Source organism: Streptomyces sp. NPDC020801 (assembly GCF_044334385.1).
Classification (GTDB): domain Bacteria; phylum Actinomycetota; class Actinomycetes; order Streptomycetales; family Streptomycetaceae; genus Streptomyces.
On the sequence record NZ_JBIRST010000030.1, the window covers coordinates 45,979 to 67,691 of the forward strand.

Consider the following 21,713-nt stretch of genomic DNA (forward strand, 5'->3'; position numbering starts at 1 on the left):
AAGTGACGGTGGGGGGTTGTGAGTTGGTCCGTGCGTGCACTGATAGGAAGGTTTCCTATCAGAAGCTCGAACGGATGGTCACCCTTCTGGCGGCAAATTCGTAGAAACGAACGAGCGCGAACCGGGCAGATGCGCTAAGACAGTGGCTGCTCCGCCCAGATGACCTTGCCGCCGGCCGTGTAGCGGGTGCCCCAGCGCTCGGCGAGCTGCGCCACGAGGAACAGCCCGCGGCCGCCCTCGTCCGTGGTCGCCGCATAGCGCAGGTGCGGCGAGGTGCTGCCGCTGTCGAAGACCTCGCAGATCAGCGAACGGTCGCGCAGCATCCGCACCCGGATGGGCGCGCCGCCGTAGCGGATCGCGTTGGTGACCAGCTCACTGAGGATCAGCTCCGTGGTGAACGTCAGCTCCTCCAGATCCCACTCCGCCAGCTGCCGGCTCACCAGCGCCCGCACGTCCCCGACGGCCGCGGGGTCCGCGGGCACCTGCCACTCGGTGATCCGATCGGCGCTCAGCGCCCGAGTGCGCGCCACGAGCAGCGCGATGTCGTCACTGGGCCGGAACGGCATCCGGGTGTCCAGCACGGCCCGGCACGTCTCCTCGGGCGACCCGCCCGCCGTGGCGAGCGCGGTGCGCAGCTCCTCCAGGCCGGTGTCGATGTCCCGCTCCCGGTCCTCGACAAGACCGTCGGTGTACAGGACCAGCCGGCTGCCCTCCGCGAGTTCGACCTCGGCCGTCTCGAACGGCAGCCCGCCCAGGCCGAGCGGGGGACCGGCGGGTACATCGGCGAACGCGACCTGGCCGTCGGGTCCGACCACGGCGGGCGGCGGATGGCCGGCGCGGGCCACGGCGCAGCGCCGGGAGACCGGATCGTAGATCGCGTACAGACAGGTCGCGCCGGTGACGGGGGCACTGTTCCCGTCCACCGTCTCGTCCTGGTCGATACGGCCGACCAGCTCGTCCAGCAGCCCGAGCAGCTCGTCGGGCGGCAGGTCCAGCGCGGAGAAGTTGTGCACCGCCGTGCGCAGCCGCCCCATCGTGGCCGCCGCGTGCAGCCCGTGGCCCACGACGTCCCCGACGACCAGCGCGACCCGTGCCCCGGACAGCGGCAGGACGTCGAACCAGTCCCCGCCCACGCCCGCCTGCGCGGGCAGGTAGCGGTAGGCGATGTCCAGGGAGCTCTGCTCGGGCAGGCTGCGCGGCAGCAGACTGCGCTGCAGGGTGACGGCCATGCCGTGCTCGCGCGTGTAGCGGCGGGCGTTGTCGATGGAGACCGCGGCCCGGGCCACCAGCTCCTCGGCGAGGGCCAGTTCCTCGGCGTCGAAGGGCTTGTCCTTCTCCGAGCGCCAGAAGTTGACCAGGCCCAGCACCATGGCGCCGGCCCGCACCGGCACGGTGATCAGCGAGTGGATGCCGTACGCCACCACCTGCTCGGTGCGCTCCAGGTCCTGGGCCAGCCAGCCCGGCGCCGCTTCCAGCCGGGGTTCGAGGACGGGGCGGCGGGTCTTGAGGCTGTGCGCCTGGGGAGAGGAGGCGACGAAGCGGATCTGCCGGCCCACCGGGTACAGGGGGGCGTCGTCGCGGATCCCGCCGGCGGCCGTACGGCGCAGCGTGGACCCCGGTTCCGGGTCGTCGCCGCCGAGGACGGCGTCGTAGAGGTCGACGGTGACGAAGTCGGCGAACCGGGGGACGGCCACCCGGGCCAGTTCCTCGGCGGTCCGGGTCACGTCCAGGGTCGTCCCGACTCCCACGCCGGCGTCGTAGAGCAGGCTGAGGCGCTCGCGGGCCACCTCCGCCCGGCCGGACAGGGAGCGCAGCTCCGTGGAGTCGCGCAGGGTGGCCACATGGCCCGACGGGCCGCCGTCGAGGTCGGTGGGCCGCTGGTTGATCGCCAGCAGCCGGTCGCCGACCAGGTGCACCTCGTCGGTGGCGATGCGCCCCGAGGCCAGCAGGTCGGCGGTGCCGGGGTCGAGGCCGAGGTCGAGCACATGGCGCCGCTCGGCGTCCGCGGGCAGGTCGAGCAGGCGGTGCGCCTCGTCGTTGGCGAGCAGCATCTCGCCCTCGTCACCGACGATGATCACGCCCTCGCGGACGGAGTGCAGCACCGCGTCGTGGTGCTCGTACATCCGGGTCATCTCACCGGGGCCCAGCCCATGGGTCTGCCGCAGCAGCCGTCTGCTGACCAGCGCCGTTCCCGCCGTGGCCAGGGCGAGGCCGGCGGCCGCGGCACCGAGGACGACGGGCAGCTGCCGGTGCGCGAGGCCCCCCACGTTCCTGGTGGTGATGCCGGCCGACACCAGCCCCACCACCTTCCCGTCCGGCGCCTTGACCGGCACCACGGCCTGCACCAGCCGCCCGATGGTCCCGTTGACCTCCTCGACGACCGTGCCGCCGTTCAGCGCGGGCTGGATGGTGCCGACGAACTTCTTGCCGATTCGGTCCGGCTTGGGGTGGGTGTAGCGGATCCCGTCGGTGTTCATCACGACGATGAAGTCGACCTGCGCCGCCTTGCGCGCGGCCTCGGCCCGCGGCTGCAGGACGGCCGTCGGGTTCGGGGCGGCGAGCGCCGCGCGGGTGCCGGGCGCGTTGGCGAAGGTCTCGGCGACGGCGAGCGACCGGTTGCGGGCCTCCTGCGAACTGTCGTGGCGCACCTGGAGTACCAGTGCCACCACCGCCGCCACGATCAGCAGCAGCACGATCGCCACCTGGAGCACGAACACCTGTCCGGCGACGCTGCGGGCGCGCAGCGCCGACCGCAGTCCGGCCGGTCGTTGCTCCGCCGCCCGGCGCCGCTGGGCCCGCTCACGCGCTCGCCGAGCGGCGCCGGGCGCAGACTGGAGGCGCTGACCGCGAAGAGAGCGGGTCGACCGGCTGCCGGTTCGCCCCGGGAGTCGGACCATGTGCCCATGTCTACACTGCCGGACCCCGCGAGGCGAGGCCCGTCACTGCCTTGAGTGCGGGAGACCGGTGGCGGTCCAGCGCGGGCCTGCGGGAGGGACCTCAGTGCCGCTGCCCGGGCGCGGTCCGCCGCATGGCGAGCAGCAGCGCGATGTCGTCGGGCCGGTCGGCGGTGTGCCGGGCTGTCGCCGTGAGCCGGTCGGCGACGCTCGTCAGCGACTGCCCGGACGGGCGGCCGGCGGCCGCGCCCACCCGTGCCAGGGCGACCCGCAGCGCGCTGATGCCGTCGTCGATGTCCAGCCCGGGCCGCTCCACCAGCCCGTCGGTGTACAGGGCCAGGATCGCGCCGCGTTCCAGCCGCAGTTCACCCACGGGATACTGGGCGTGGCCGTCCACCCCGAGGACCACACCGCCGGGTACGTCGCAGACCTCGGTGCGGCCGTCGGGGTGCCGCAGGAGCGGCATCGGGTGTCCCGCCCGGGCGACCCTGGCCAGCCCCGTGGCCGGGTCCAGGCGGATGTAGCAGCAGCTCGCGAACTGGCCCGGATCGAGGTCGATGAGCAGGCGGTTCGTGCCGCTCATCACCTCGTCGGGGGGCTGGTCGCCGAGCGCGAAGGCCTTCACCGCGCTGCGCAGTTGGCCCATGGTGGCGGCCGCCTGCACCCCGTGCCCCTGGACGTCCCCGATGACCAGCGCCAGACCGTCCCCGGCCGTCACCACGTCGTACCAGTCCCCACCGACCTCCATGCCCTGAGTGCCCGGCAGATAGCGCCCCGCGGTCTCCACCTCCGGGTGCGCCGACAGCCGCCGGGGCAGCAGCGCCTGCTGCAGCCCGCGGGCGAGGGCGGCCTCGGTGTCGTAGCGCTGCGCCTTCTCCATCGCGTGGGCGATCAGCCCGGCGAGTGCCGTGAGGACGGTGCGCTCCTCGCCGCTGAAGCGGCGCGGACGGTCGAAGCCCAGGATGCAGGAGCCGACCGGACGGCCCGAGGCGATCAGCGGCAGGAAGGCCCGGGAGCCCACCTCGGCGTCCAGGGCGAGGCCGGGGTAGGCCTCCCCCAGCTGCCGCATGGAGTCGAAGAACAGCGGGCGGCCGGTGGTGAGCGTCTCGACCCCGGGGATGTGGGCGTCGAGCCCGACCCCCTCGAAGGGGCTGAGGAAGCCCTTGGGGAAGCCGGTCTCCCAGGCCAGGTACAGGTGCTGTTCCTGCAGCAGGTAGATGGCGAGCCGGTTGCCGCCGAACGCCGGCAGCAGCTCCTGCATGACCACGGCCGACACCTGGCGGGCGGTGACGGCCTCGGTCAGCGCGATGGCGAGGACGATCGGACGGTACAGATGGGCCGCCGTGCCGGGGACCGGCGCGGGGGATCCGGCGACGGACTCCTCGGCGCTCTCAGGCGCGGCGGACAGGGTGTCGGGGGCGGTGTCCGGGCCGATGGGCCTCTCGGCCATGTCGGCCATGTCGGCCACATCGGCCGCATCTGCCATGTCGGCCACATCGGCCACACCGGACACGTGGTCGCCCGGGCGGACGGTGCACGTCAGCAGGTCCAGGCCGGGATGGACGGTCAGCGCGAGCAGGCTGCCCTCGTGCCGTTTCCCGGGCGCTGCCCGGTCCTTCGCCGGTGGCCGTCTGGCGTGGAAGCGCACCGGTTCCGGCGAGAGCAGGGCCGCGCGCAGGTGGTCCTCGGACGTCGGGTGGTCGAGCCACGGCACGCTCTCCCAGAGCGAGCGGCCCACCAGACAGCTCCGCGGCCGGCCCAGGAGCTGCGCGGCGCGCGGATTGGCGTAGACGATGGTGCCCAGCCGGTCCAGGCAGAACACGCCGTCGGGCAGCAGATCGGCCGCGGCGTCTCCCACCGGGCCCGGACCGGGATCGCGCAGGGTGCCGCTCACCCGGTACGTGCCGGGCGAGGGCGCGGCGTACGAGGTCCAGAACTCCATCAGCCGCAGCGCGCCGTCCCCGGTGTGCACGGGCAGCGGCAGGGTGGGTGGCCTGCCCGCGGCCGTCTGCCGCAGCGCGGTCAGCACGTGGTGGCCGTCGTCACTGGCCAGGGCGGCCGCGAGCGAGTGACCGGTGGCGGGGAAATCCGCGGCGGGCACCCCGAGCAGGGCGCCGCAGTGGTCATCGGCGGTGACCAGGTCGGTCGCCGGGTCCCAGGTGAACCGTCCGATCCGGCCCTCGAAGCCACGGGCGGCGGGCGGGCGCACGCACAGGGGCTCTCCGTCCCAGACCACGGCCGACGGCTCGTCCTCCTCCAGTTCCGTCAGCGCCGCACCCAGGTTCTCGGCGAGGCGGACGACGCGGTCACGGCAGGACAGTACCTCGGTGGCGTCCGCAACGGCGGGGCGCAGCACGGTCAGCACCCCGAAGGTCCCCGACGCGCCGACGACCGGGACGTACAGCGATCCGAACTGGAAGGGCAGGCCGGCCGCGAACTGCGGGTAGCGCCGCATGGTCTCGGTGGCGTTGGGGAGGACGACCTGGAGGCCGAGCCGGAAGGCGTCGGCGACCGGGAACCGGCGGTCCACGTGCATCCGCCACCAGGGCCGGAACAACGGACCCGGCAGCCCCGCGAGCACGGCCAGCCGCAGCAGCCCAGGTGTGCCGGACCGCAGGTAGATGCCGCCCGCGTGGCCGCCGCCGGCACTGATCGCCTCGGTGGAGGCGTCGATCAGCAGCGCGGCCAGCCGCGTGGTCGTCCGGTCCGCTTCCTCGGCTCTGCCCGTCATAGGCCCTACCTCGTCCCTGCGCCGCCACGAGGACGACACAGCAAGAATGCGCCAGGAGGCCCCCGCCGCGCACCCGGCGTGCGGCACGGAACCGCGGAACCGGCCGCCGTCCCGGGACGGCGGCCGGTCACGAACGCGCGGCACCCGTCACAGGGAGCGAGCGGACGCTCGCGGCCGCGGACCTGGGCGGCTGCCGGGACGCAGCGGTGTGCCGGGGTGCCCGGCGGCGGTCGCCGTGTCGGCGGGCCGGGCAGGAGAGGCCGTCAGGACTGCTTGCGCGCCTCGTCGCGGATGCTCTGGGCGACGTCGCGGAGTTTGATGTTGTGGTGCTGGGAGATGCGGCGCAGCACCGCGAAGGCGTCGTCCTCGCTGAGCCGGTGGCGCTCGCGCAGCATGCCCATGGCCTCGCCGATGGCGTGCCGGGTGTCCAGGGCGTGCTCCAGCTGGTCGACCGTCCGGGCGCTGGCCAGTGCCACGGCGGCGTGCGAGGCGAGCAGCCAGCCGGCCGTCTCGTCGTCCCCGGTGAAGGCACCGGGGTGGCTGGAGTAGAAGTTCAGCGCGCCGAAGTCCTCGTCCTGGGTGTAGAGCAGGAAGCCCATCATGCTGCCGATGCCGAGGTCCCGGGCGGCCGGCGCGTACTTCGGCCACTCCGGCTGCGGCTGCGTCAGGTCGGCGATGCGGAACAGCCGGTCGCCGTTCACACGCCGGGCGGCGTCGAAGCAGGGTCCCTCACACAGCTCTCCCTGCAACCGGTCGGACCTCTCGACCACGTCCCCGCACGCGGAGAGGGTCACGGCGCGGCCCTTGCGCAGGGCCAGCACGCCGGCGGCATCGCACCCGTCGATCAGCTCGACCGCCGCGGCGGAGATCTCGTCGAGCGTCGCCCGAGTGGAGTCCTGGGCCAGCAGACGCCGGGCGAGCTGCGCCATCTGCTCGGCAAACTCACGCCAGTCCATCCGCACCCACCCTTCCGCCAGCCGCGTCCAACCGTGCAAGGGTGACGTCGCCCGCACCCGCCCGTACTCGCAGCCTACCGCGCACCCTCCTGCGCATCGCGCGGAGCGCCGATCATGGAACCGGCCCCGCCACCGGGTGGTGTGCCGGCCGGGTAGGACAGTGCCCCGGCCGCGTGGACCGGGGCACCGCATCGGGGCCCGACCGGGTCAGGAACCCCACGTGCCCTGGTTGACCGCGCAGTTCCAGCCGGAACCGTGCAGGGTGAACTTCAGCTTGTAGCTGCGGGTGTTCAGCAGATGCGTGTGCACCTTGAAGCCGAGGCTTGCGTTGCCCTTGAAGGCCGAGGTGTAGACCGACACGGTCTGCGACGTCTTGTGGCTGATCTTGCCGCCCTTGGCCGTCGCAGCGCCGAAGCGCAGGTTCTTGACGTTGGTGACGGTGAAGGTGACCTTCTTGAAGCTCTTGGCGGTCTTGCTCTTGATGCCGAAGTACAGGCCGCCGTTCGTCACCCAGCCGTTGTGGTCCACGTAGAACCGGGTCGGGTAGACGATGTTGATCGGGCAGCCCGAGGTCTGCGGCGTGGCGGTCGCCGCGGAGGCGGCTCCGGCCAGGCCCAGCTGACCCGCGGTGACAACTCCGACTGCGGCCAGGGCAGCGACGGTCGTGCGCGTGCGCTTCACTGCGGTGATACCTCTCCCCCTGCGGCCCTTGCGGGCCGGAACGACATGACGCGCGTTGCGCCTCGTGAGGAGGCCGGCGCGCCTGTGACGTCGTATTTCTTAGCATGTGCACGGCCAGGAAGGGCAACCGGATTGGCTCCAGGGGAACTTGGTGACGAAATCGGGACATTCACCGGGCAACCCCGGGAGGTTGGAGGCCCCGCGCACCCCGCCCCGTTCCGCCGCGGCCTCGCCCGCCATGCGGCGCCGTCCCATTGCCAAGGCGGGGCAACGGCCGGGCAACGCACGGATGTCGCGGGTCACGGCTTGGCCAACCCTCACCCGCACGTTGGCCACCTGTTCACCCCCGGCCCCTGACTCCTTCCGCCGAGGCGGGCAGAGAGTGGTCGGCGGTCCGCTCCCCAACGGCGGACCGACCGGCACGCGTGAGAGCTTCTCCCGTCGAAGAAGGGGCATTCATGGCCGAGTTGACACGCCGTAGACTCCTGGGTTCGGCCGCGGGCGCGCTGGGCGGCGCCGCGGCCCTCTCCCTCCTCCCGCCGAGCGTCCGGAAGGCCGTCGCAGCCGAACCGCCCAGGCACAGCTCACTGCGCGACATCGAGCACGTCGTGATGCTGATGCAGGAGAACCGGTCGTTCGACCACTACTTCGGCACCCTTTCGGGGGTCCGCGGTTTCGGCGACCCGAACGCACTCAGGCTCGACACCGGGCGCTCCGTCTTCTACCAGCCGGACGCCGAGAACCCCAGGGGCTACCTCCTGCCCTTCCACCTGGACACCCACCGCTCCAGCGCCCAGGCCATCCCCTCGACGAGCCACGCCTGGTCGGTGCAGCACGAGGCGTGGAACGGCGGCAGGATGGACCGCTGGCTGCCCGCGCACCGCACGGCCGACGGCGTCAACGGCCCCTACGTCATGGGCTATTACACGCGCGAGGACATCCCGTTTCAGTTCGCGCTCGCCGAGACCTTCACCATCTGCGACAACTACTTCTGTTCGGTCTTCGGCCCCACCTGGCCCAACCGACTGATGTGGATGACCGGGACGATCGACCCCGGCGGCACGAAGGGCGGCCCGATCCTCAGCAATGTCGCGCCGACGCCGTACCGCTGGACGGCGTACGCCGAGCGGCTGCAGGAGGCCGGGATCAGCTGGAAGGTGTACCAGCAGAGCGACGACTACGGCTGCAACATGCTGGAGCAGTTCGCCACCTTCAAGAACGCGCGGCCCGGCTCCGACCTGTACGAGCGGGGCGTACGCCCGCAGCCGGAGGGCACCTTCGAGGACGACGCCCGCAACGACCGGCTCCCCGCGGTGTCGTGGATCATGCCGACCAGTTACCAGTCCGAGCACCCGGACTACCTGCCGGCCGCCGGTGCCGACTTCGTCGCCTCCAAGATCGAGGCGATCGCCTCGAACCCGAAGGTGTGGCGCAAGACCGCCTTCATCCTCAACTACGACGAGAACGACGGCCTGTTCGACCACGTGCCGCCGCCGACTCCGCCCGCCGGCACCCCGGAGGAGTTCGTCAGGGGCCTGCCCATCGGCGGCGGCTTCCGGGTCCCGGCCATCGTCATCTCGCCCTGGACGGTGGGCGGCTGGGTCGCGACGGAGGCCTTCGACCACACCTCGGCGCTGCAGTTCCTGGAGCGTTTCACCGGCGTCGGGGAGCCGAACATCAGTGACTGGCGGCGGGAGACGTTCGGCGACCTCACCTCCGCCTTCCGCTTCTCCCACGGCCGCCCGCGCCCGCCGCGGCTGCCGGACGACACGGCGGAGCAGCTGGAGAAGGCCAAGGAGGAGGTGGCGACGCTACCGAAGCCGACCCTGCCAGGCGCGGACCAGACGTTCCCACGCCAGGAAAGGGGACACCGGCCGCACCGCTGAACCGCCCGCCGCAGGGCCGGCGCGGTACGGTGCCGCCATGTACGCCACGACGGTCTCGCGGCGCCTGAAGGCCCCGCCCGCCGCCGTGTACCGGGCGCTCGTCGACCCGGACGCGGTGGCGGCGTGGCGTGTCCCGGACGGGATGACCGGCCAGGTGCACGAGTTCGATCCGCGTGAGGGCGGCAGGTTCCGGGTGTCCCTGACCTACGACGATCCCGGACGTCCGGGCAAGTCGGGCGCCCGCACGGACACCTACCGGGGGTACTTCGCCCGGCTGGTGCCGGACGAACTCGTCGTCGAGGTCATCGAGTTCGAGACCGGCGACGACGCCCTGCGCGGCACGATGACGATGACCACGTCCCTCACCGAGGTGAACGGCCGGACCGACGTCGTGATCCGGCACGAGGGCATCCCCGACGCCGTCCTGCGCGAGGACAACGAACGGGGCACGCGCATGGCCCTGGACCACCTCGCCGCGCTGGTGGAGGGCGGCGCCTAGCCGGGACGGTCGCCAGGCACGCGCTCCTGGCCCGGACGGTCGCCGGGCCGCACTCCTGGCCGGGGCGGAGACCTGGCTGGACGGGATGGACGGCGCCCGACCGGGGCGGACAGGACGGACAGGACGACCGGGGCGGACAGGACGGACAGGACGACCGGGGCGGACAGGACGGACAGGACGGCCGGGGCGGACAGGACGGGCGGGGCGGGCGTGCGGGGTCATGCCGGGGCGGACGCGCTCCTGGCCGCCGCGACCGCCTGTCCGGCGTACCCCCGTCCGAACAGCACCGTGTGCACGAGCAGCGGGAAGAGCTGGTGCAGCCCGACGCGGTCCGCCCAGCCGTAGGCCAGGGGCGCCGCCTCCTGGTACCCCGCCAGCACCCGGTCCAGATGGGGGCAGCCGAACAGGTGCAGCATCGCCAGGTCGGTCTCCCGGTGCCCACCGTGCGCGGCCGGGTCGATCAGCCGGACCCGCCCGTCCTCGCCCCACAGCACGTTGCCGTTCCACAGGTCGCCGTGCAGTCGCGCGGGCGGTTCGGCGGGGCCGGCCAGCTCGGGCAGCCGTGCCAGGGCGTGCTCGATCACGGCGGCCTCGGCGCTGCGCAGGGCACCCTTGTCGACCGCGCGGCGCAGGTAGGGGAGCACCCGGTGTTCGGCGTACCAGTGCGGCCAGTCGCTGCCGGCCACGTTGCGCATCGGAGCCCTCCCGATGTACGCCTCCTCGGGCCCGCCCGGCGGCGGGGCCCCGTACGCGGGCGCCCCGGCGGCGTGCAGGGCGGCCAGCTCATGGCCGAACCGGACCGCCGCCCCGGCGCTGGGCCGGCCGGCCGGGACCCGTTCGGTCACCAGCCAGGAATCGTCGTGGCCGTGCACCGCGGGAACCCGGACCGCGTCCGCCTCGGCGAGCCAGCGCAGCCCCGCGGCCTCGGCCCGTGCCGCGCCCGGGCCGTCACCGCGCTTGACCATCACCACCCGGCCATCGTCGAGCGTCACCTCGGCGAGCGTGGCGGACAGCGGGCGCTCGGCGGTCACCGGACGTCCCGTCAGCCGGGCCGCCGCGGCACCCGGCCCGTCCCGGCCGGCACCGGCGACCGCACCGGACGTCACGGGGCGAGGTGCTCGCGCACCCAGGCGAGCAGACCCGGCACCGACGCCTCGATCATGGCCAGTACCTCGTCGAACCCCTCCGGGCCGCCGTAGTACGGATCGGGCACGTCGAGGTCACCGGTCGCCCCCGGATCGAAGGAGCGCAGCAGCCGCACCCGGGAGGGATCCTCGACGAGACGGCGCAGCACCTTCTCGTGACCGCGGTCCATGGCCAGGAACAGGTCGGCGCCCAGATGCGCGGCGCCGACCTGGGCGGCGACGTGCCCGACCGGGTAGCCATGCCGCGCCAGCGCCTCACCGGCCCGCTCGTCGATGGTCTTCCCGATGTGCCAGGGCCCGGTCCCGGCGCTGCTGACCCGCACCGCGCCGGCCAGCCCGGCCCGGCGCAAGTGCTCGGCGAACACCAGCGCGGCGGACGGCGACCGGCAGATGTTCCCACTGCAGACGAAACAGAGGTGCACGGCCTCAGGGTACGGTCGACGCCCGTGGGCACGGCGGCATACGGCACCACCGTGATCACAACGTCCCGCCTCAACGGCGCCCCGCGCCGCTGCCCCGCGCAGCTACGGCGACTTGGTCAGGATCAGGACGGCCGTGACGGGCACCGCCGGGAAGCAGCCGCGGATCTCGCACTCGTACGACATCCAGGGGACTGCAGGGCTGCCCCCGGGGATGGGAGGCGATCTGTACGGCGCCCGGGACGCCAAGGCCGGTCTGACCGCGGCCCGGCAGGCGACCCCCGGCCCGGCAGGCGACCCCCGGCCCGCGCGTGAACCTGCTGTGCTGTCCGAGGCGTTCCGGCACGGCAAGGCGATCGGCGCCTGGAAGGGCGGCGAGACGGCGCTGGGCGGCGGCCGGCGTGCCCCACCGACGCGCCCGTTGTGATCCTCGGCGACAGCGGCACTCGCCAAGCTGGAGGAGGTCACGCGTCTCCTGGCCGGCACCGCGTCGGGGAACGTTTCACCGCCGCGGCCTGGCCGGCCCGGTGCTCCGCCACCACGGACCCAGGCCGTCCCAGGGCCGCACCGCCGGTCGCCGGGCGGGTGCGATTGTGGCGGAAGCCACGCCCCGGAGGGGGCATGGGCCATATTGCCCACCCGGGGGCGCGGGCTACCGTTCGCGCAGTCCTTTTTGTCCGTGAACAGCTCGAACGGCCCGGCAGTGCTCGAAGATCTCTCCCCCCTCATCGCGGCGACCGCCCACTGGCTGACCAGCTCGTACCCGGCGTCCGGCGGCGCGCTGGCATCCGTCCTGTGCGAGGTGCAGGCGCGCCAGGCGGTGACGGTCGCGGCCTGGCTGCGCTACCCGACGTCCACGGACGCCGCCCTGGTCGGGATGGCCGGCCCCGGCGGGTCCGCCCGCCTGGACTGGGTCACCGGCGCGGACGCCGTCGAGGCCCACGACACGGACACGCACGCGTGGCGCACCTGGGTGGACGAGGTGGTGGCCAGCTGGGCCGCGTGCCTGCTCACCGACCCCGAGCTGGCCGGCCGTGCGGTTGCCGCGGTCGCCGAGGGCGACCACGGGGCGGGGACGCCGATCGAGTTCCGGCGACTGACCGACCCCGACCAAAGCGACCGAGGCGCGGCGGCCCTGCTGCGCCACCCCGACCTCCTCGCGCCGGTGGCCGCCCTGCACCACGCCCAGCTCCTGGACCGCCTGGAGTCCGGGCCCGCCCTCGCGGCCTGAGCCGCGGCTTGGGGCTTGGCCGCGACCTCGGCGGCGCGTTCGGCGCGTTCGGCGGCACGGATCCACGGACCAGGGCCGCCGTCGTGCGGGGCCCGAGGGGGCTCCGCTACCGAGCACCCCGTCGCCGTGGAGCCCGCGAGATCCCGGGTGGTGCCGGCCGCGCCGGGCGCCCTCGGGAACCCGCATCACGCCTGTCACCGCGGACGCAACACCACTGGCCCGAGGTCGCCGTCATACCCGGAGGCGCTGACGCGGCCCCCAGCGCCGCGCGGTTCAGGGCGAAGGCACCGACCCGGCTCCCACGGCCGCGCGGTCCAGGGCGGAAGAACTGACCCGGCCCGACGGACCCGCAGGTCACGGCCGTGGGGCTCACGGGCGGTCCAGCGTCGCGCCCGCCGCCTCCTGCATCACCTCGCGCGCTGCCGCCAGGGCCGCCGCGCGGTCCTCCGGGACCACTCCGATGCGCGTACGCCGGTCCAGCAGATCGGCCTCGTCGAGCGCACCCTCGTGGCGCACGGCCCACACGAGCTCGGCCCGGGTGACGGGGTGGCCCTCCACCACGGGTTCGCGCAGTCGCGGGTCCCGCACGCCCAGGGCGTGGACGGCCGGTGCCTCGGTGCCGTGACGCCGGACCAGACGGCGCGGGGCCTGCAGCGAGGCGAGGACCTGCGGTGACGCGGCACCGACCAGGGGGAGGGAGGCGGTCGGGGAGGGGCCCGCGGGCAGGCCGCGCGCGGCGACGGCCGCGTCCACGGCGTCCTCTGCCATCCGCCGGTAGGTGGTGAGCTTGCCGCCGACCACGGTGATCACGCCGTCCGGCGAGGTGAGCACCGCGTGCCGGCGGGAGATGTCGGCGGTCCGGGGCGCCGCGCCGGACCGCCCGGCCGCCGGCGTGGTGTCCAGCAGCGGGCGCAGGCCCGCGAAGGCCCCCACCACGTCGTCGCGGTGGACGGGCATGTCCAGGGCGGAACCGAGCACGTCGAGCAGGAAGCCGATGTCGGTCTCGGGGACCTCCGGGACGTCCGGGATGTCGCCCTCGACGGGTTCGTCGGTGAGCCCGACGTAGACCCGGCCGTCGCCCTGCGGCAGGACGAGGACGAAACGGTTGGTCTCCCCCGGCACCGGGATGTGCAGCCCCGCCTGCAGCTCACCGAGGCGGTCGGTCCGCAGCACGAGATGGGTGCCCCGGGAGGGCCGGACCCGGATGCCGTCCACCAGGCCGCCCGCCCACACACCGGAGGCGTTGATCACGGCGCGGGCCCTGATCTCGCCTTCCTCGCCGGTGAGTTCGTCACGTATCCGGGCCCCGGAGGCGGTGAGTTCCAGCGCCCGCACCCGGGTCAGGATCCGGGCGCCGCGTGCCGCCGCCGTACGGGCGACCGCGGTGACCAGGCGGGCGTCGTCGGTGAGCCGGCCGTCCCATGAGAGCAGGCCGCCGCGCAGCCCGGTCCCGCACAGCGCGGGCGCGAGGTGCCGGGTCTCCACTGCGGACAGCCTGCGCGGGGCCGGCAGGGTGGCTCGGGCGGTGCGCGCCGCCAGCCGCAGGCCGTCGCCGGCGCGGAAGCCCGCCCAGGCCAGGGCGGCCTGGGCGCGCGAGACGAGCGGGGTGAGAGGCAGGACGAACGGCTGGGCGCCGACCAGATGGGGAGCGGTGCGCTCCATCAGCACACCCCGCTCGACCGCGCTCTCATGGGCCACGTCCAGCTGCGCGGAGGCGAGGTAGCGCAGCCCGCCGTGGATGAGCTTGGAGCTCCAGCGGGAGGTGCCGAAGGCCAGGTCGTGCGCGTCGATCGCGGCGACGCTCAGCCCCCGGGCCGCCGCGTCCAGCGCCGCCCCGGCACCGGTCGCGCCGAGCCCGACGACCAGGACGTCCACGGCCGGACCGCCGACGGTCCGGGCCAGGTCGCGCGAGCGGCGGGCGGCGGTCAGGGAGGAGTCCGGAGCCGGCCGTCCCGAAGGGGCGGGGATGCTGCTGGAGCTCATGGCGTCAGGGTCCTCTCCAGGATGGTCCGCAGTTCCGCGAGGAATGCCTCGTCGGTCAGTTCGGGGTCGTCCTCGTCGGTCATCGTGCGCAGCGACAGCGTGAAGGACTGGACGACCAGCAGCAGGGACCGCGCCTGCCGCGCGCAAGGGGCGGCGCGCACCGAGCCGTCGGCGTGGCCCTCGCGCAGGCCGTCCATGAGCAGGGCGAGGAGAGCCTCCTGGCTGGCCCCGCGCCGGTCCAGCACGTAGGGGAGCAGCAGCTCGGGGTCCACGTCGACGATCTTGCGGAAGAGCGGGTGGGCGCGGAACGCCGCCACCCCTGCCACCAGCCCGTCGACTATCAGCGTGCGGGCTTCGGTGCCCGGCCGGCGTTCGGGCATCGCCCGGGTGGCCACGCCGATCCACTCCCGTGTCATCAGGTCGCCCACCAGGGACCGTACGTCGGGCCAGCGCCGGTAGAGCGTCATCCGGGAAACGCCGGCGCGGCGGGCCACGTCCGTGAGGGTCGTACGGCGGACGCCGACGGCCAGGACGCAGTCGCGCACGGCGTCGAGCACGGGGTCGCTGTCGGGGCCGGCCGGGCGGTCGGAGCCGTCCGGGCCGTCCACACTGTTGTGACGAATAGGCGTCATGTGTCACAGTGTAACGCCCCGCGAGGCCGCGCAGCGGTCTCCCGGGAACAGCGCAGGACACGGCACCCTTCGACACGACCGGTGAGGAACAACCCGCATGGACATGCTGTGGAGCGGCTGGGGCGACCCGGCCAAGGCCACACCGCTGCCCGACACGGTGATCGGACTGCTGCGCGACCTGCTCGGCGTCAAGCCCCTCGGCGCCGGACCGGTCTCCCTGGACGAGATCCCCGTTCCCCAATCGCCGCTGACCGCGACCGCGCGAGCCGCCCTGCTCGACGCGGTCGCGGACGAGGCGTACGTCCGCACCGACGCCGACTCCCGGATCCGCCACACCCGCGGCAAGTCCACCCCCGATCTGCTGCGCATCCGCACCGGCGACGTCACCGACGTCCCGGCGGCCGTGGTGCTGCCCGCGAGCCACGACGACGTACTCGCCGTCCTGCGTGCCTGCACCGCCCATGACCTGGCCCTGGTGCCCTTCGGCGGCGGCACCTCCGTCGTCGGCGGGCTCGCCCCCGAGCGGCGGCACCCCTTCGTCGCCCTGGACCTGCGCCGCATGGACGGCCTGCTCGACCTCGACCCCGTCTCGCGCACCGCGACCCTGCAACCCGGGCTGCGCGCCCCGCAGGCCGAGGAGCTTCTCGCCGCGCACGGCTTCACCCTCGGCCACTTCCCGCAGTCCTACGAGTGGGCCACCATCGGCGGCTTCGCGGCAGCCCGCTCCAGCGGACAGGCGTCCGCCGGCTACGGCCGCTTCGACGAGATGGTCCTCGCCCTCACCCTCGCCACCCCCGAGGGCACCCTCGAGATCGGCCGCGCCCCGCGCTCGGCGGCCGGACCGGACCTGCGTCAGCTCGTCCTTGGCTCCGAAGGGGCGTTCGGCGTGATCACCTCGGTGACCGTGCGCCTGCGGCCCCTGCCGCAGACCCGCGTCTACGAGGGCTGGCGTTTCGCCTCCTTCGAGGAGGGCGCCACCGCCCTGCGCCGGCTCGCCCAGGACGGGCCACGGCCGACCGTGCTGCGTCTGTCCGACGAGACGGAGACGCTGATCGGACTCGCCCAGCCCGACGCCATCGGCGCCTCGCAGGCGCAGCCGTCCGCCGGCTGCCAGGCGATCGCGGGCTACGAGGGCACCGCCGAGGACACCGCCCACCGCAGGGAGCGGGCCGCGGCCGTCCTGCGCGAGTGCGGCGGCACCTACCTGGGCGAGGAACCGGGCGAGCGCTGGGCCCACGGCCGCTACTCGGCGCCGTACCTGCGCGACTCCCTGCTGGACGCGGGCGCCTTCGCCGAGACCCTGGAGACCGCCGCCTTCTGGTCCCGGGTGCCGGAGCTGTACTCCGCCGTCCGCGAGGCGCTCACCACGGCGCTCAGCGGGGCCGGAACCCCGCCGCTGGTGATGTGCCACATCTCCCACGTCTACGAGAACGGCGCCTCGCTGTACTTCACCGTCGTCTCGGCCCAGGGCGAGGACCCCGTGGCACACTGGGCACCCGCCAAGCGGGCCGCCAACGAGGCCATCCTCGCCGCGGGCGGCACCATCAGTCATCATCACGGCGTGGGCACCGACCACCGCGACTGGTACGTCCGTGAGGCCGGACCGCTCGGTGTCCAGGCCCTGCGGGCCGTCAAACGCTGCCTGGACCCCGCCGGACTGCTCAACCCCGGCGTACTCCTGCCCCTCGACTGATGCCCGCCGAACCGCGCCGTCCGCGATCGAACGGCGCCGGCCGCGGGCTCCCCGGTCCGCGCCCGTACCTGCCACCCCACCGCCCGCCACGACCCCGTCCCGCCCCGGAGGCCCACCGATGCGACAGTTCACCGCCATCGTCAACCCCACCGCGGGCGGAGCCGCGGGCGCCGCGGCACTGCTGCAGGTGGCGCGGCTGCTGCGGGAGGCGGGCGCCGAACTGGAGACCGAGTACAGCCGCAGCCTCGCCCACGCCCAGGACCTCGCCCGGCAGGCCGGGGCCCGGGGCCGCGTGGTCCTCGCCGTGGGCGGCGACGGCATGGCCGGCGGTATCGGCGGGGCCCTCAGCGGCACCGGCATCCTCCTCGGACTCGTCCCGGCCGGCCGCGGCAACGACTTCGCCCGCGCGCTCGGGCTGCCCACCGACCCGGGCGAGCTCGCCCGGGTACTGCTCCACAACGCCCCGCGCGACATCGACACCATCGAGGTGGAGTCGGCCGTCCACTCCCGCACGGTCGTCCTCGGCAGCGTGTACGCGGGCGTCGACGCGCTCGCCAACCGGCACGCCAACCGGGCGAGGCTGCTGCGCGGCGCCGCCTCCTACTACGCGGGCGGACTGCGTGCCGTCGCCGGCTGGCGCCCGGCGACCTACCACGTCACCGTCGACGGCGAGGAGCACACCCACCGCGGCTACACCGTGGTGGCCGCCAACTCGGCCTTCTACGGCTCCGGCCGCATGATCGCCCCCGGCGCCCGTGTCGACGACGGCCTGCTCGACGTGGTGATGATCCGCGAGGCGCCGCGCCGGCTCTTCTTCACCCTGATGAACGAGCTGAAGTCGGGCGGGCACGTGGGCCGGCCGGAGGTGCGGATCCTGCGCGGCAGCCACATCCGTGTCGCGGCCGACCGTGAAGTGCCCTACGGCGCCGACGGCGAGGTCGACGCCGTCCTTCCCGTCACGGCCCGGGTGCTGCCGGGCGCGCTCGCCGTGCTGTGCTGAACCCCCGCCAGCCGGGCCCGGGGCCGGGGTGGTGTCCTGGCCCCGGGCCGACGCGCCGGTGCGGTGATTGCCCCGGGAGCCGCTGATCGTCAGCATGGACGTGTGGTTCTCGTTCCGGGCTGGGTGTGGCGGGGGAGCCCGGTCCGCAGGGCACTGACCGCCGGCCTCTCGGCCGGCGTCCTCCTCGCCGCCTTCGTCGTGGTGGAGTCGGCCTCGTGGGTGGCCGCCGCCGCTGCCCTTCTGGTGCTGAGCCCCCTGTACGGCATCAGGACGGCCCGCCGGATGGGCCGGGCCTGGCCCGGCGCCAAGGAGCTGGACACCGCCGACCGCGCGGCGGTCGTGCGCGCCACCCGGCACGGCGAGGACACCGTTGATCCCCGCCTGGCGCCCGCCGTCCTGGTATACGCCGAGGCGCTGCGCCGCTCCTGCGCGCAGGAGCGGACGCGCCGGTGGGTCGTCCTGCTGCTCACCGTGGTGGCGGTGGCCCTCGCGGTGAGCGACACCCTGAGCGGGTCTTGGGGTGAGGCCGTGGCGTCCTGGCTGCTGGTCGCGCTCTGTCTGCTGGACCTGGGCTGGTATCCGCGAAGGCGGGCCCGTCTCCTGGCCCGGGCGGAACGCGCCGAGGCGGCGGCCCGTCGCCGCGCGCGCCCGGAACCGCCCGAGGGGCGACTCCCGGCGTAGGGCGAAGCAACGGGCGCTTTCATGTGCCCCGTTCGGCGTCAGGCGCAGCCCCAGGCCGACATCCCCTGGAGGAAGGCCAGCCGCCTGGCCACGGCGATCTGCTCCACGCGCGTGGCCAGGTCGGCCCGGGAGGCGTACTGCAGCCCGCCGGCCGCGACCCAGCTGGACTGGGCGAACTGCAGCCCGCCGTAGTACCCGTTGCCGGTGTTGGCCCTCCAGTTGCCACCGGACTCGCAGGCGGCGATGGAGTCCCAGTCGGCACGGGGACTCCCGGCCGGGAGCGCTGTAGCCACCGGCCCTCCGGCCACTGCGGCGGTGGTGGCCGCGGCCAGCAGCGCCCCGCGCAGTGCGTGGCGACGAGGGCGACGGCCGGGGACCCTGTCGATGTTCTGCTGCCAGATCATATGCAGACTGTTACATCATATGAACAGAAAGTGGCCAGGCGGCACGCCGGTGGCCCGCGAGCGGGTAGGGCTCGCTCATGACCTTCAAGAGCCCCGTTCAGCGCGGCGGCCCGCAGCGCGGCCGGTTCGAGCAGCTCGCGGAGTACGCCTCCAACTTCACCAGCTCCCCGCTGTTCTTCCTCGTCTGCCTGCTCCTCGTCGGCTTCTTCGTCGCCGCCCACGCGGCCCATCTGGACGTGGAGTTGCTGCTGCTGGCGGGAGAGTCCATGACCGCCGTGACGCTGCTGCTGCTCGCCTTGCTGAAGAACTCCGAGATGCGAGCCGAGCACGCCATCCAGCGCAAGCTCGACGCCCTGGCCGGGGCCCTGCTGGAGATGAACAAGGACGAGCGGAGCCCCGCCTACGAAGAGCTGGGAAAAGCGATCCGGATGGAGGAAGAGACCTGACCGAGGCGGACGAAACGCCGCCGGGGTCCTTCCCGGCACCCACCGAAGCGGCCACCATGCCCCGTCATGGACATTCTGCTCGTCGCCAGCGCGTTCAACAGCCTGTCCCAGCGTGTCTACGCCGAACTGTCCGACCACGGACACCGGGTGGACGTCGTCCTCGCCACGCACGGCCCCGACGCCGTCCGAGCCGCCGTCCGCGAGACGCGCCCTGAGCTGATCGTCGCGCCGATGCTGAGGACGGCGCTGCCGGAGGACCTCTGGCGGGAGCACACCTGCCTCGTGGTGCACCCCGGTCCCCCCGGCGACCGCGGCCCGTCGTCCCTGGACTGGGCGATCGCCGACGGGGTGCCGCGGTGGGGCGTGACGGTCCTGCAGGCCGAGGCGGGGATGGACGCCGGCGACGTCTGGGCGGCGATGCCGTTCGAGACGGCCCCGGTGGGCAAGAGCGACCTGTACCGCAACGAGGCGTCCGACGCCGCGGTGGCCGCCTTGCTCCTGGCCGTGCGGCGCTACGCGGACGGCGCGTTCAAGCCGCACCCGCAGAACGATCCCTCGATCCGCGTCGTGTGGCGCGACTTCCTGCGCCAGGGACGACGGCGCATCGACTGGGAGAAGGACACCACCGACACCGTGCTGCGCAAGCTGCGCGGGGCCGACTCGCAGCCGGGCGTGCTCGACGAACTCCTCGGCCGGGAACTCTTCCTGCACGGCGGCCACCCCGAGGACCGGCTGCGCGGACGCCCCGGCGAACTGCTCGCCACCCGCGCGGGAGCGGTGTGCCGGGCCACCCGTGACGGTGCCGTGTGGATCCCGGAACTCAGGCCGCGCAGGAACTCCGGCGATCCGGCACCGTTCAAACGCCCGGCCGCCTCGGTCCTCGGCCCCACCTCGCTCCCGGCGTCCACCGTCCCGCTCGAACTGCCGCCCGGGCGGCGCACCTGGAGCGACATCCGCTACCGGCAGCGCGGCGATGCCGGCTTCGTGGCCTTCTCCTTCCCCGGCGGCGCGATGAGCACCGACCAGTGCCGCAGGCTGCTCGCCGCCTACCGGTACGCCCTCACCCGCCCCACCTCCGTCCTGGTCCTCGGCGGGACCCGTGACTTCTTCTCCAACGGCATCCACCTGAACGTCATCGAGGCGGCCCCCGACCCGGCCGCCGAGTCGTGGACCAACCTCAACGCCGTCGACGACCTCGTCGAGGCGGTGCTGAACACCACCGACCGGCTGGTGGTCGCCGCGCTCGGCGGCAACGCGGCCGCGGGCGGCGTCATGCTGGCCCTCGCCGCCGACGAGGTCTGGTGCCGTACGGGTGCCGTCCTCAACCCGCACTACCGCAGGATGGGCCTGTACGGCTCGGAGTACTGGACCTACAGCCTGCCGCGCCGGGTCGGTGCGCGCACCGCCGAGCGGCTGATCACCGATGCCCTGCCGGTGAGCGCCCACACCGCCGCCGGCCTCGGCCTGGTGGACCGTCTCCTGCCCGTCCCCGCACAACAGTTCGGGGCCGAGGTCGACCGCGCGGCGGCCGCCCTCGCCGGCGCGGCGGACCTCGGCGCGCGGATCGAGGCCAAGGCGGCGGCCCGCGAACGGGACGAGGCGGCACGGCCCCTGTCCGACCACCGCCGCGCCGAACTGGCCCGTATGCACGACATCTTCTTCGACCAACAGGCCCCCTACCACGCGCTGCGCTCGGCCTTCGTCCGCAAGGTGCCCGGCGCCTCGGTCCGCCCCCTCTCCCCGGCCGGCTCCCCGCACCCCGGAGGCATCCGATGACCCCGCCGTCACCAACCCGGCTGCTGGTCGCAGGCGTCGGCAACATCTTCTTCGGCGACGACGCCTTCGGCCCCGAGGTGATCAAGGCCCTCGACGCCCGCCCGCTGCCCGCCGAGGTGCGGGTGCGGGACTTCGGCATCCGCGGCCTGGACCTCGCCTACGAACTGCACGACGGATACGACGCCGCCGTCCTGGTCGACGCGGCCCCGCGCGGCCACCGGCCCGGTACCCTGTCCCTGATCGAGGCGGAGCTGCCCGGCGCCGCGGCGTGCGGCGCCGCCCCGCCGGAGGCCCACGGCATGGACCCGGCCAAGGTGCTGGCCCTGGCCGCGCACCTCGGGGACGGGCCGCTGCCGCGCGTGCTGGTACTCGCCTGCGAGCCCCTGGTGGTCCCGAGCGGCGACGAGGACATCCTCGGCGGCCTCAGCGCCCCGGTGCGTCAGGCCGTCGACGGGGCGGTGCGGGCGCTGCACACGATGGTGCCGGTGCTGCTCGCCGACCCCGCGGCCACCCCGTCGTTGGGCCGCCCGGAGGAATCCGTGCCGCCGCTCACGGCTGCGCTGCCGCACCTCGTGACCGACGCGGCCGAAGATCGGTGACAGAACCGGGCTCGTCCTCGCGGACCGGGAAACCCCGGGTCCCTCCTGCCTGAGCAG

At 74.1% G+C, this 21,713-nt stretch carries 19 protein-coding genes; 10 read left to right on the plus strand and 9 right to left on the minus strand.

The genetic code is table 11. The features are described 5' to 3' along the window. Positions 1 to 134 precede the first annotated feature (134 nt). The 4 genes from ACH4UM_RS37195 to ACH4UM_RS37210 all read right to left on the minus strand — a co-directional run bounded on the left by ACH4UM_RS37195 (position 135) and on the right by ACH4UM_RS37210 (position 7,262). Positions 135 to 2,897, minus strand: coding sequence for a SpoIIE family protein phosphatase (locus ACH4UM_RS37195; RefSeq protein WP_398189621.1), 2,763 nt, complete (start codon positions 2,895 to 2,897; stop codon positions 135 to 137). A 100-nt stretch (positions 2,898 to 2,997) separates the two neighbouring features. Further along, on the minus strand, positions 2,998 to 5,625 hold the full coding sequence (locus ACH4UM_RS37200; RefSeq protein ID WP_398189624.1) for a SpoIIE family protein phosphatase: 2,628 nt from the start codon (positions 5,623 to 5,625) through the stop codon (positions 2,998 to 3,000). Between the two features lie 263 nt (positions 5,626 to 5,888). After that, on the minus strand, positions 5,889 to 6,581 hold the full coding sequence (locus tag ACH4UM_RS37205; protein WP_398189627.1) for a GAF and ANTAR domain-containing protein: 693 nt from the start codon (positions 6,579 to 6,581) through the stop codon (positions 5,889 to 5,891). A 207-nt stretch (positions 6,582 to 6,788) separates the two neighbouring features. Continuing rightward, entirely contained in the window at positions 6,789 to 7,262 is a 474-nt protein-coding gene (locus ACH4UM_RS37210; RefSeq protein WP_398189630.1) for a hypothetical protein, read from the minus strand. Between the two features lie 458 nt (positions 7,263 to 7,720). On the opposite strand from ACH4UM_RS37210, the gene ACH4UM_RS37215 reads away from it, so the two are divergent. Further along, positions 7,721 to 9,148 carry an alkaline phosphatase family protein gene (locus ACH4UM_RS37215; RefSeq protein WP_398189632.1) on the plus strand — a complete coding sequence of 476 codons (1,428 nt, stop codon included), beginning with the start codon at positions 7,721 to 7,723 and terminating at the stop codon, positions 9,146 to 9,148. A 37-nt stretch (positions 9,149 to 9,185) separates the two neighbouring features. After that, entirely contained in the window at positions 9,186 to 9,647 is a 462-nt protein-coding gene (locus tag ACH4UM_RS37220; protein WP_398189634.1) for an SRPBCC family protein, read from the plus strand. A 218-nt stretch (positions 9,648 to 9,865) separates the two neighbouring features. On the opposite strand, the gene ACH4UM_RS37225 is transcribed toward ACH4UM_RS37220, so the two are convergent. Beyond that, on the minus strand, positions 9,866 to 10,753 hold the full coding sequence (locus tag ACH4UM_RS37225) for a fructosamine kinase family protein (RefSeq protein ID WP_398189637.1): 888 nt from the start codon (positions 10,751 to 10,753) through the stop codon (positions 9,866 to 9,868). Continuing rightward, positions 10,750 to 11,214 (minus strand): low molecular weight protein-tyrosine-phosphatase, encoded by a 465-nt coding sequence (locus tag ACH4UM_RS37230; RefSeq protein ID WP_398189640.1) that lies wholly within the window; start codon positions 11,212 to 11,214, stop codon positions 10,750 to 10,752. Before ACH4UM_RS37230 ends, ACH4UM_RS37225 begins: the two co-directional genes overlap by 4 nt. A 133-nt stretch (positions 11,215 to 11,347) precedes the next feature. Here ACH4UM_RS37230 and ACH4UM_RS37235 point away from each other — a divergent pair, with 133 nt between their 5' ends. Then, positions 11,348 to 11,638, plus strand: coding sequence for a hypothetical protein (locus ACH4UM_RS37235; RefSeq protein WP_398189643.1), 291 nt, complete (start codon positions 11,348 to 11,350; stop codon positions 11,636 to 11,638). Positions 11,639 to 11,914: 276 nt separating this feature from the next. Further along, positions 11,915 to 12,442: a hypothetical protein gene (locus tag ACH4UM_RS37240; RefSeq protein ID WP_398189693.1), complete on the plus strand. Its 528-nt coding sequence runs from the start codon at positions 11,915 to 11,917 to the stop codon at positions 12,440 to 12,442. Positions 12,443 to 12,811: 369 nt separating this feature from the next. Here the strand turns inward: ACH4UM_RS37240 and ACH4UM_RS37245 are convergent, their stop codons facing one another. Next, complete coding sequence (locus ACH4UM_RS37245; RefSeq protein WP_398189646.1) at positions 12,812 to 14,425, minus strand: glycerol-3-phosphate dehydrogenase/oxidase; 1,614 nt, start codon at positions 14,423 to 14,425, stop codon at positions 12,812 to 12,814. Beyond that, a complete protein-coding gene (locus ACH4UM_RS37250; protein ID WP_398189649.1) occupies positions 14,422 to 15,057 on the minus strand; it encodes a TetR/AcrR family transcriptional regulator in 636 nt (211 codons plus the stop codon). The genes ACH4UM_RS37245 and ACH4UM_RS37250 overlap by 4 nt, the downstream gene beginning before the upstream one ends. Positions 15,058 to 15,154: 97 nt before the next feature. Between ACH4UM_RS37250 and ACH4UM_RS37255 the strand changes: the two genes are divergently transcribed. The 3 genes from ACH4UM_RS37255 (at position 15,155) to ACH4UM_RS37265 (ending at position 18,431) form a co-directional block, all read left to right on the plus strand. Continuing rightward, complete coding sequence (locus ACH4UM_RS37255) at positions 15,155 to 16,750, plus strand: FAD-binding oxidoreductase (RefSeq protein ID WP_398189652.1); 1,596 nt, start codon at positions 15,155 to 15,157, stop codon at positions 16,748 to 16,750. 118 nt (positions 16,751 to 16,868) lie between these two features. After that, the gene (locus ACH4UM_RS37260) at positions 16,869 to 17,750 is read left to right on the plus strand and encodes a YegS/Rv2252/BmrU family lipid kinase (RefSeq protein WP_398189655.1); all 882 of its coding nucleotides are present in this window, start codon (positions 16,869 to 16,871) and stop codon (positions 17,748 to 17,750) included. A 102-nt stretch (positions 17,751 to 17,852) separates the two neighbouring features. After that, the gene (locus tag ACH4UM_RS37265) at positions 17,853 to 18,431 is read left to right on the plus strand and encodes a hypothetical protein (RefSeq protein WP_398189658.1); all 579 of its coding nucleotides are present in this window, start codon (positions 17,853 to 17,855) and stop codon (positions 18,429 to 18,431) included. A gap of 38 nt (positions 18,432 to 18,469) precedes the next feature. Here ACH4UM_RS37265 and ACH4UM_RS37270 read toward each other — a convergent pair whose 3' ends face one another. After that, positions 18,470 to 18,835 carry a transglycosylase family protein gene (locus ACH4UM_RS37270; protein ID WP_398189661.1) on the minus strand — a complete coding sequence of 122 codons (366 nt, stop codon included), beginning with the start codon at positions 18,833 to 18,835 and terminating at the stop codon, positions 18,470 to 18,472. A 77-nt stretch (positions 18,836 to 18,912) separates the two neighbouring features. Here ACH4UM_RS37270 and ACH4UM_RS37275 point away from each other — a divergent pair, with 77 nt between their 5' ends. From ACH4UM_RS37275 to ACH4UM_RS37285, 3 genes are all read left to right on the plus strand, one after another. Further along, positions 18,913 to 19,281 (plus strand): hypothetical protein, encoded by a 369-nt coding sequence (locus tag ACH4UM_RS37275; RefSeq protein WP_398189663.1) that lies wholly within the window; start codon positions 18,913 to 18,915, stop codon positions 19,279 to 19,281. A gap of 66 nt (positions 19,282 to 19,347) precedes the next feature. Further along, complete coding sequence (locus ACH4UM_RS37280) at positions 19,348 to 21,057, plus strand: enoyl-CoA hydratase-related protein (RefSeq protein ID WP_398189666.1); 1,710 nt, start codon at positions 19,348 to 19,350, stop codon at positions 21,055 to 21,057. Continuing rightward, the gene (locus ACH4UM_RS37285) at positions 21,054 to 21,656 is read left to right on the plus strand and encodes a hydrogenase maturation protease (RefSeq protein ID WP_398189669.1); all 603 of its coding nucleotides are present in this window, start codon (positions 21,054 to 21,056) and stop codon (positions 21,654 to 21,656) included. The genes ACH4UM_RS37280 and ACH4UM_RS37285 overlap by 4 nt, the downstream gene beginning before the upstream one ends. The last annotated feature ends 57 nt before the right edge of the window (positions 21,657 to 21,713 follow it).

Bases quoted from the DNA above. Each gene is read 5' to 3' on its own strand.
- ACH4UM_RS37200 (WP_398189624.1), bottom strand. From the start codon at position 5,625: ATGACGGGCAGAGCCGAGGAAGCGGACCGGACGACCACGCGGCTGGCC.
- ACH4UM_RS37215 (WP_398189632.1), top strand. From the start codon at position 7,721: ATGGCCGAGTTGACACGCCGTAGACTCCTGGGTTCGGCCGCGGGCGCG.
- ACH4UM_RS37205 (WP_398189627.1), bottom strand. From the start codon at position 6,581: ATGGACTGGCGTGAGTTTGCCGAGCAGATGGCGCAGCTCGCCCGGCGT.
- ACH4UM_RS37245 (WP_398189646.1), bottom strand. From the start codon at position 14,425: ATGAGCTCCAGCAGCATCCCCGCCCCTTCGGGACGGCCGGCTCCGGAC.
- ACH4UM_RS37270 (WP_398189661.1), bottom strand. From the start codon at position 18,835: ATGATCTGGCAGCAGAACATCGACAGGGTCCCCGGCCGTCGCCCTCGT.
- ACH4UM_RS37280 (WP_398189666.1), top strand. From the start codon at position 19,348: ATGGACATTCTGCTCGTCGCCAGCGCGTTCAACAGCCTGTCCCAGCGT.
- ACH4UM_RS37220 (WP_398189634.1), top strand. From the start codon at position 9,186: ATGTACGCCACGACGGTCTCGCGGCGCCTGAAGGCCCCGCCCGCCGCC.
- ACH4UM_RS37285 (WP_398189669.1), top strand. From the start codon at position 21,054: ATGACCCCGCCGTCACCAACCCGGCTGCTGGTCGCAGGCGTCGGCAAC.
- ACH4UM_RS37275 (WP_398189663.1), top strand. From the start codon at position 18,913: ATGACCTTCAAGAGCCCCGTTCAGCGCGGCGGCCCGCAGCGCGGCCGG.
- ACH4UM_RS37255 (WP_398189652.1), top strand. From the start codon at position 15,155: ATGGACATGCTGTGGAGCGGCTGGGGCGACCCGGCCAAGGCCACACCG.
- ACH4UM_RS37195 (WP_398189621.1), bottom strand. From the start codon at position 2,897: ATGGTCCGACTCCCGGGGCGAACCGGCAGCCGGTCGACCCGCTCTCTT.
- ACH4UM_RS37260 (WP_398189655.1), top strand. From the start codon at position 16,869: ATGCGACAGTTCACCGCCATCGTCAACCCCACCGCGGGCGGAGCCGCG.
- ACH4UM_RS37250 (WP_398189649.1), bottom strand. From the start codon at position 15,057: ATGACGCCTATTCGTCACAACAGTGTGGACGGCCCGGACGGCTCCGAC.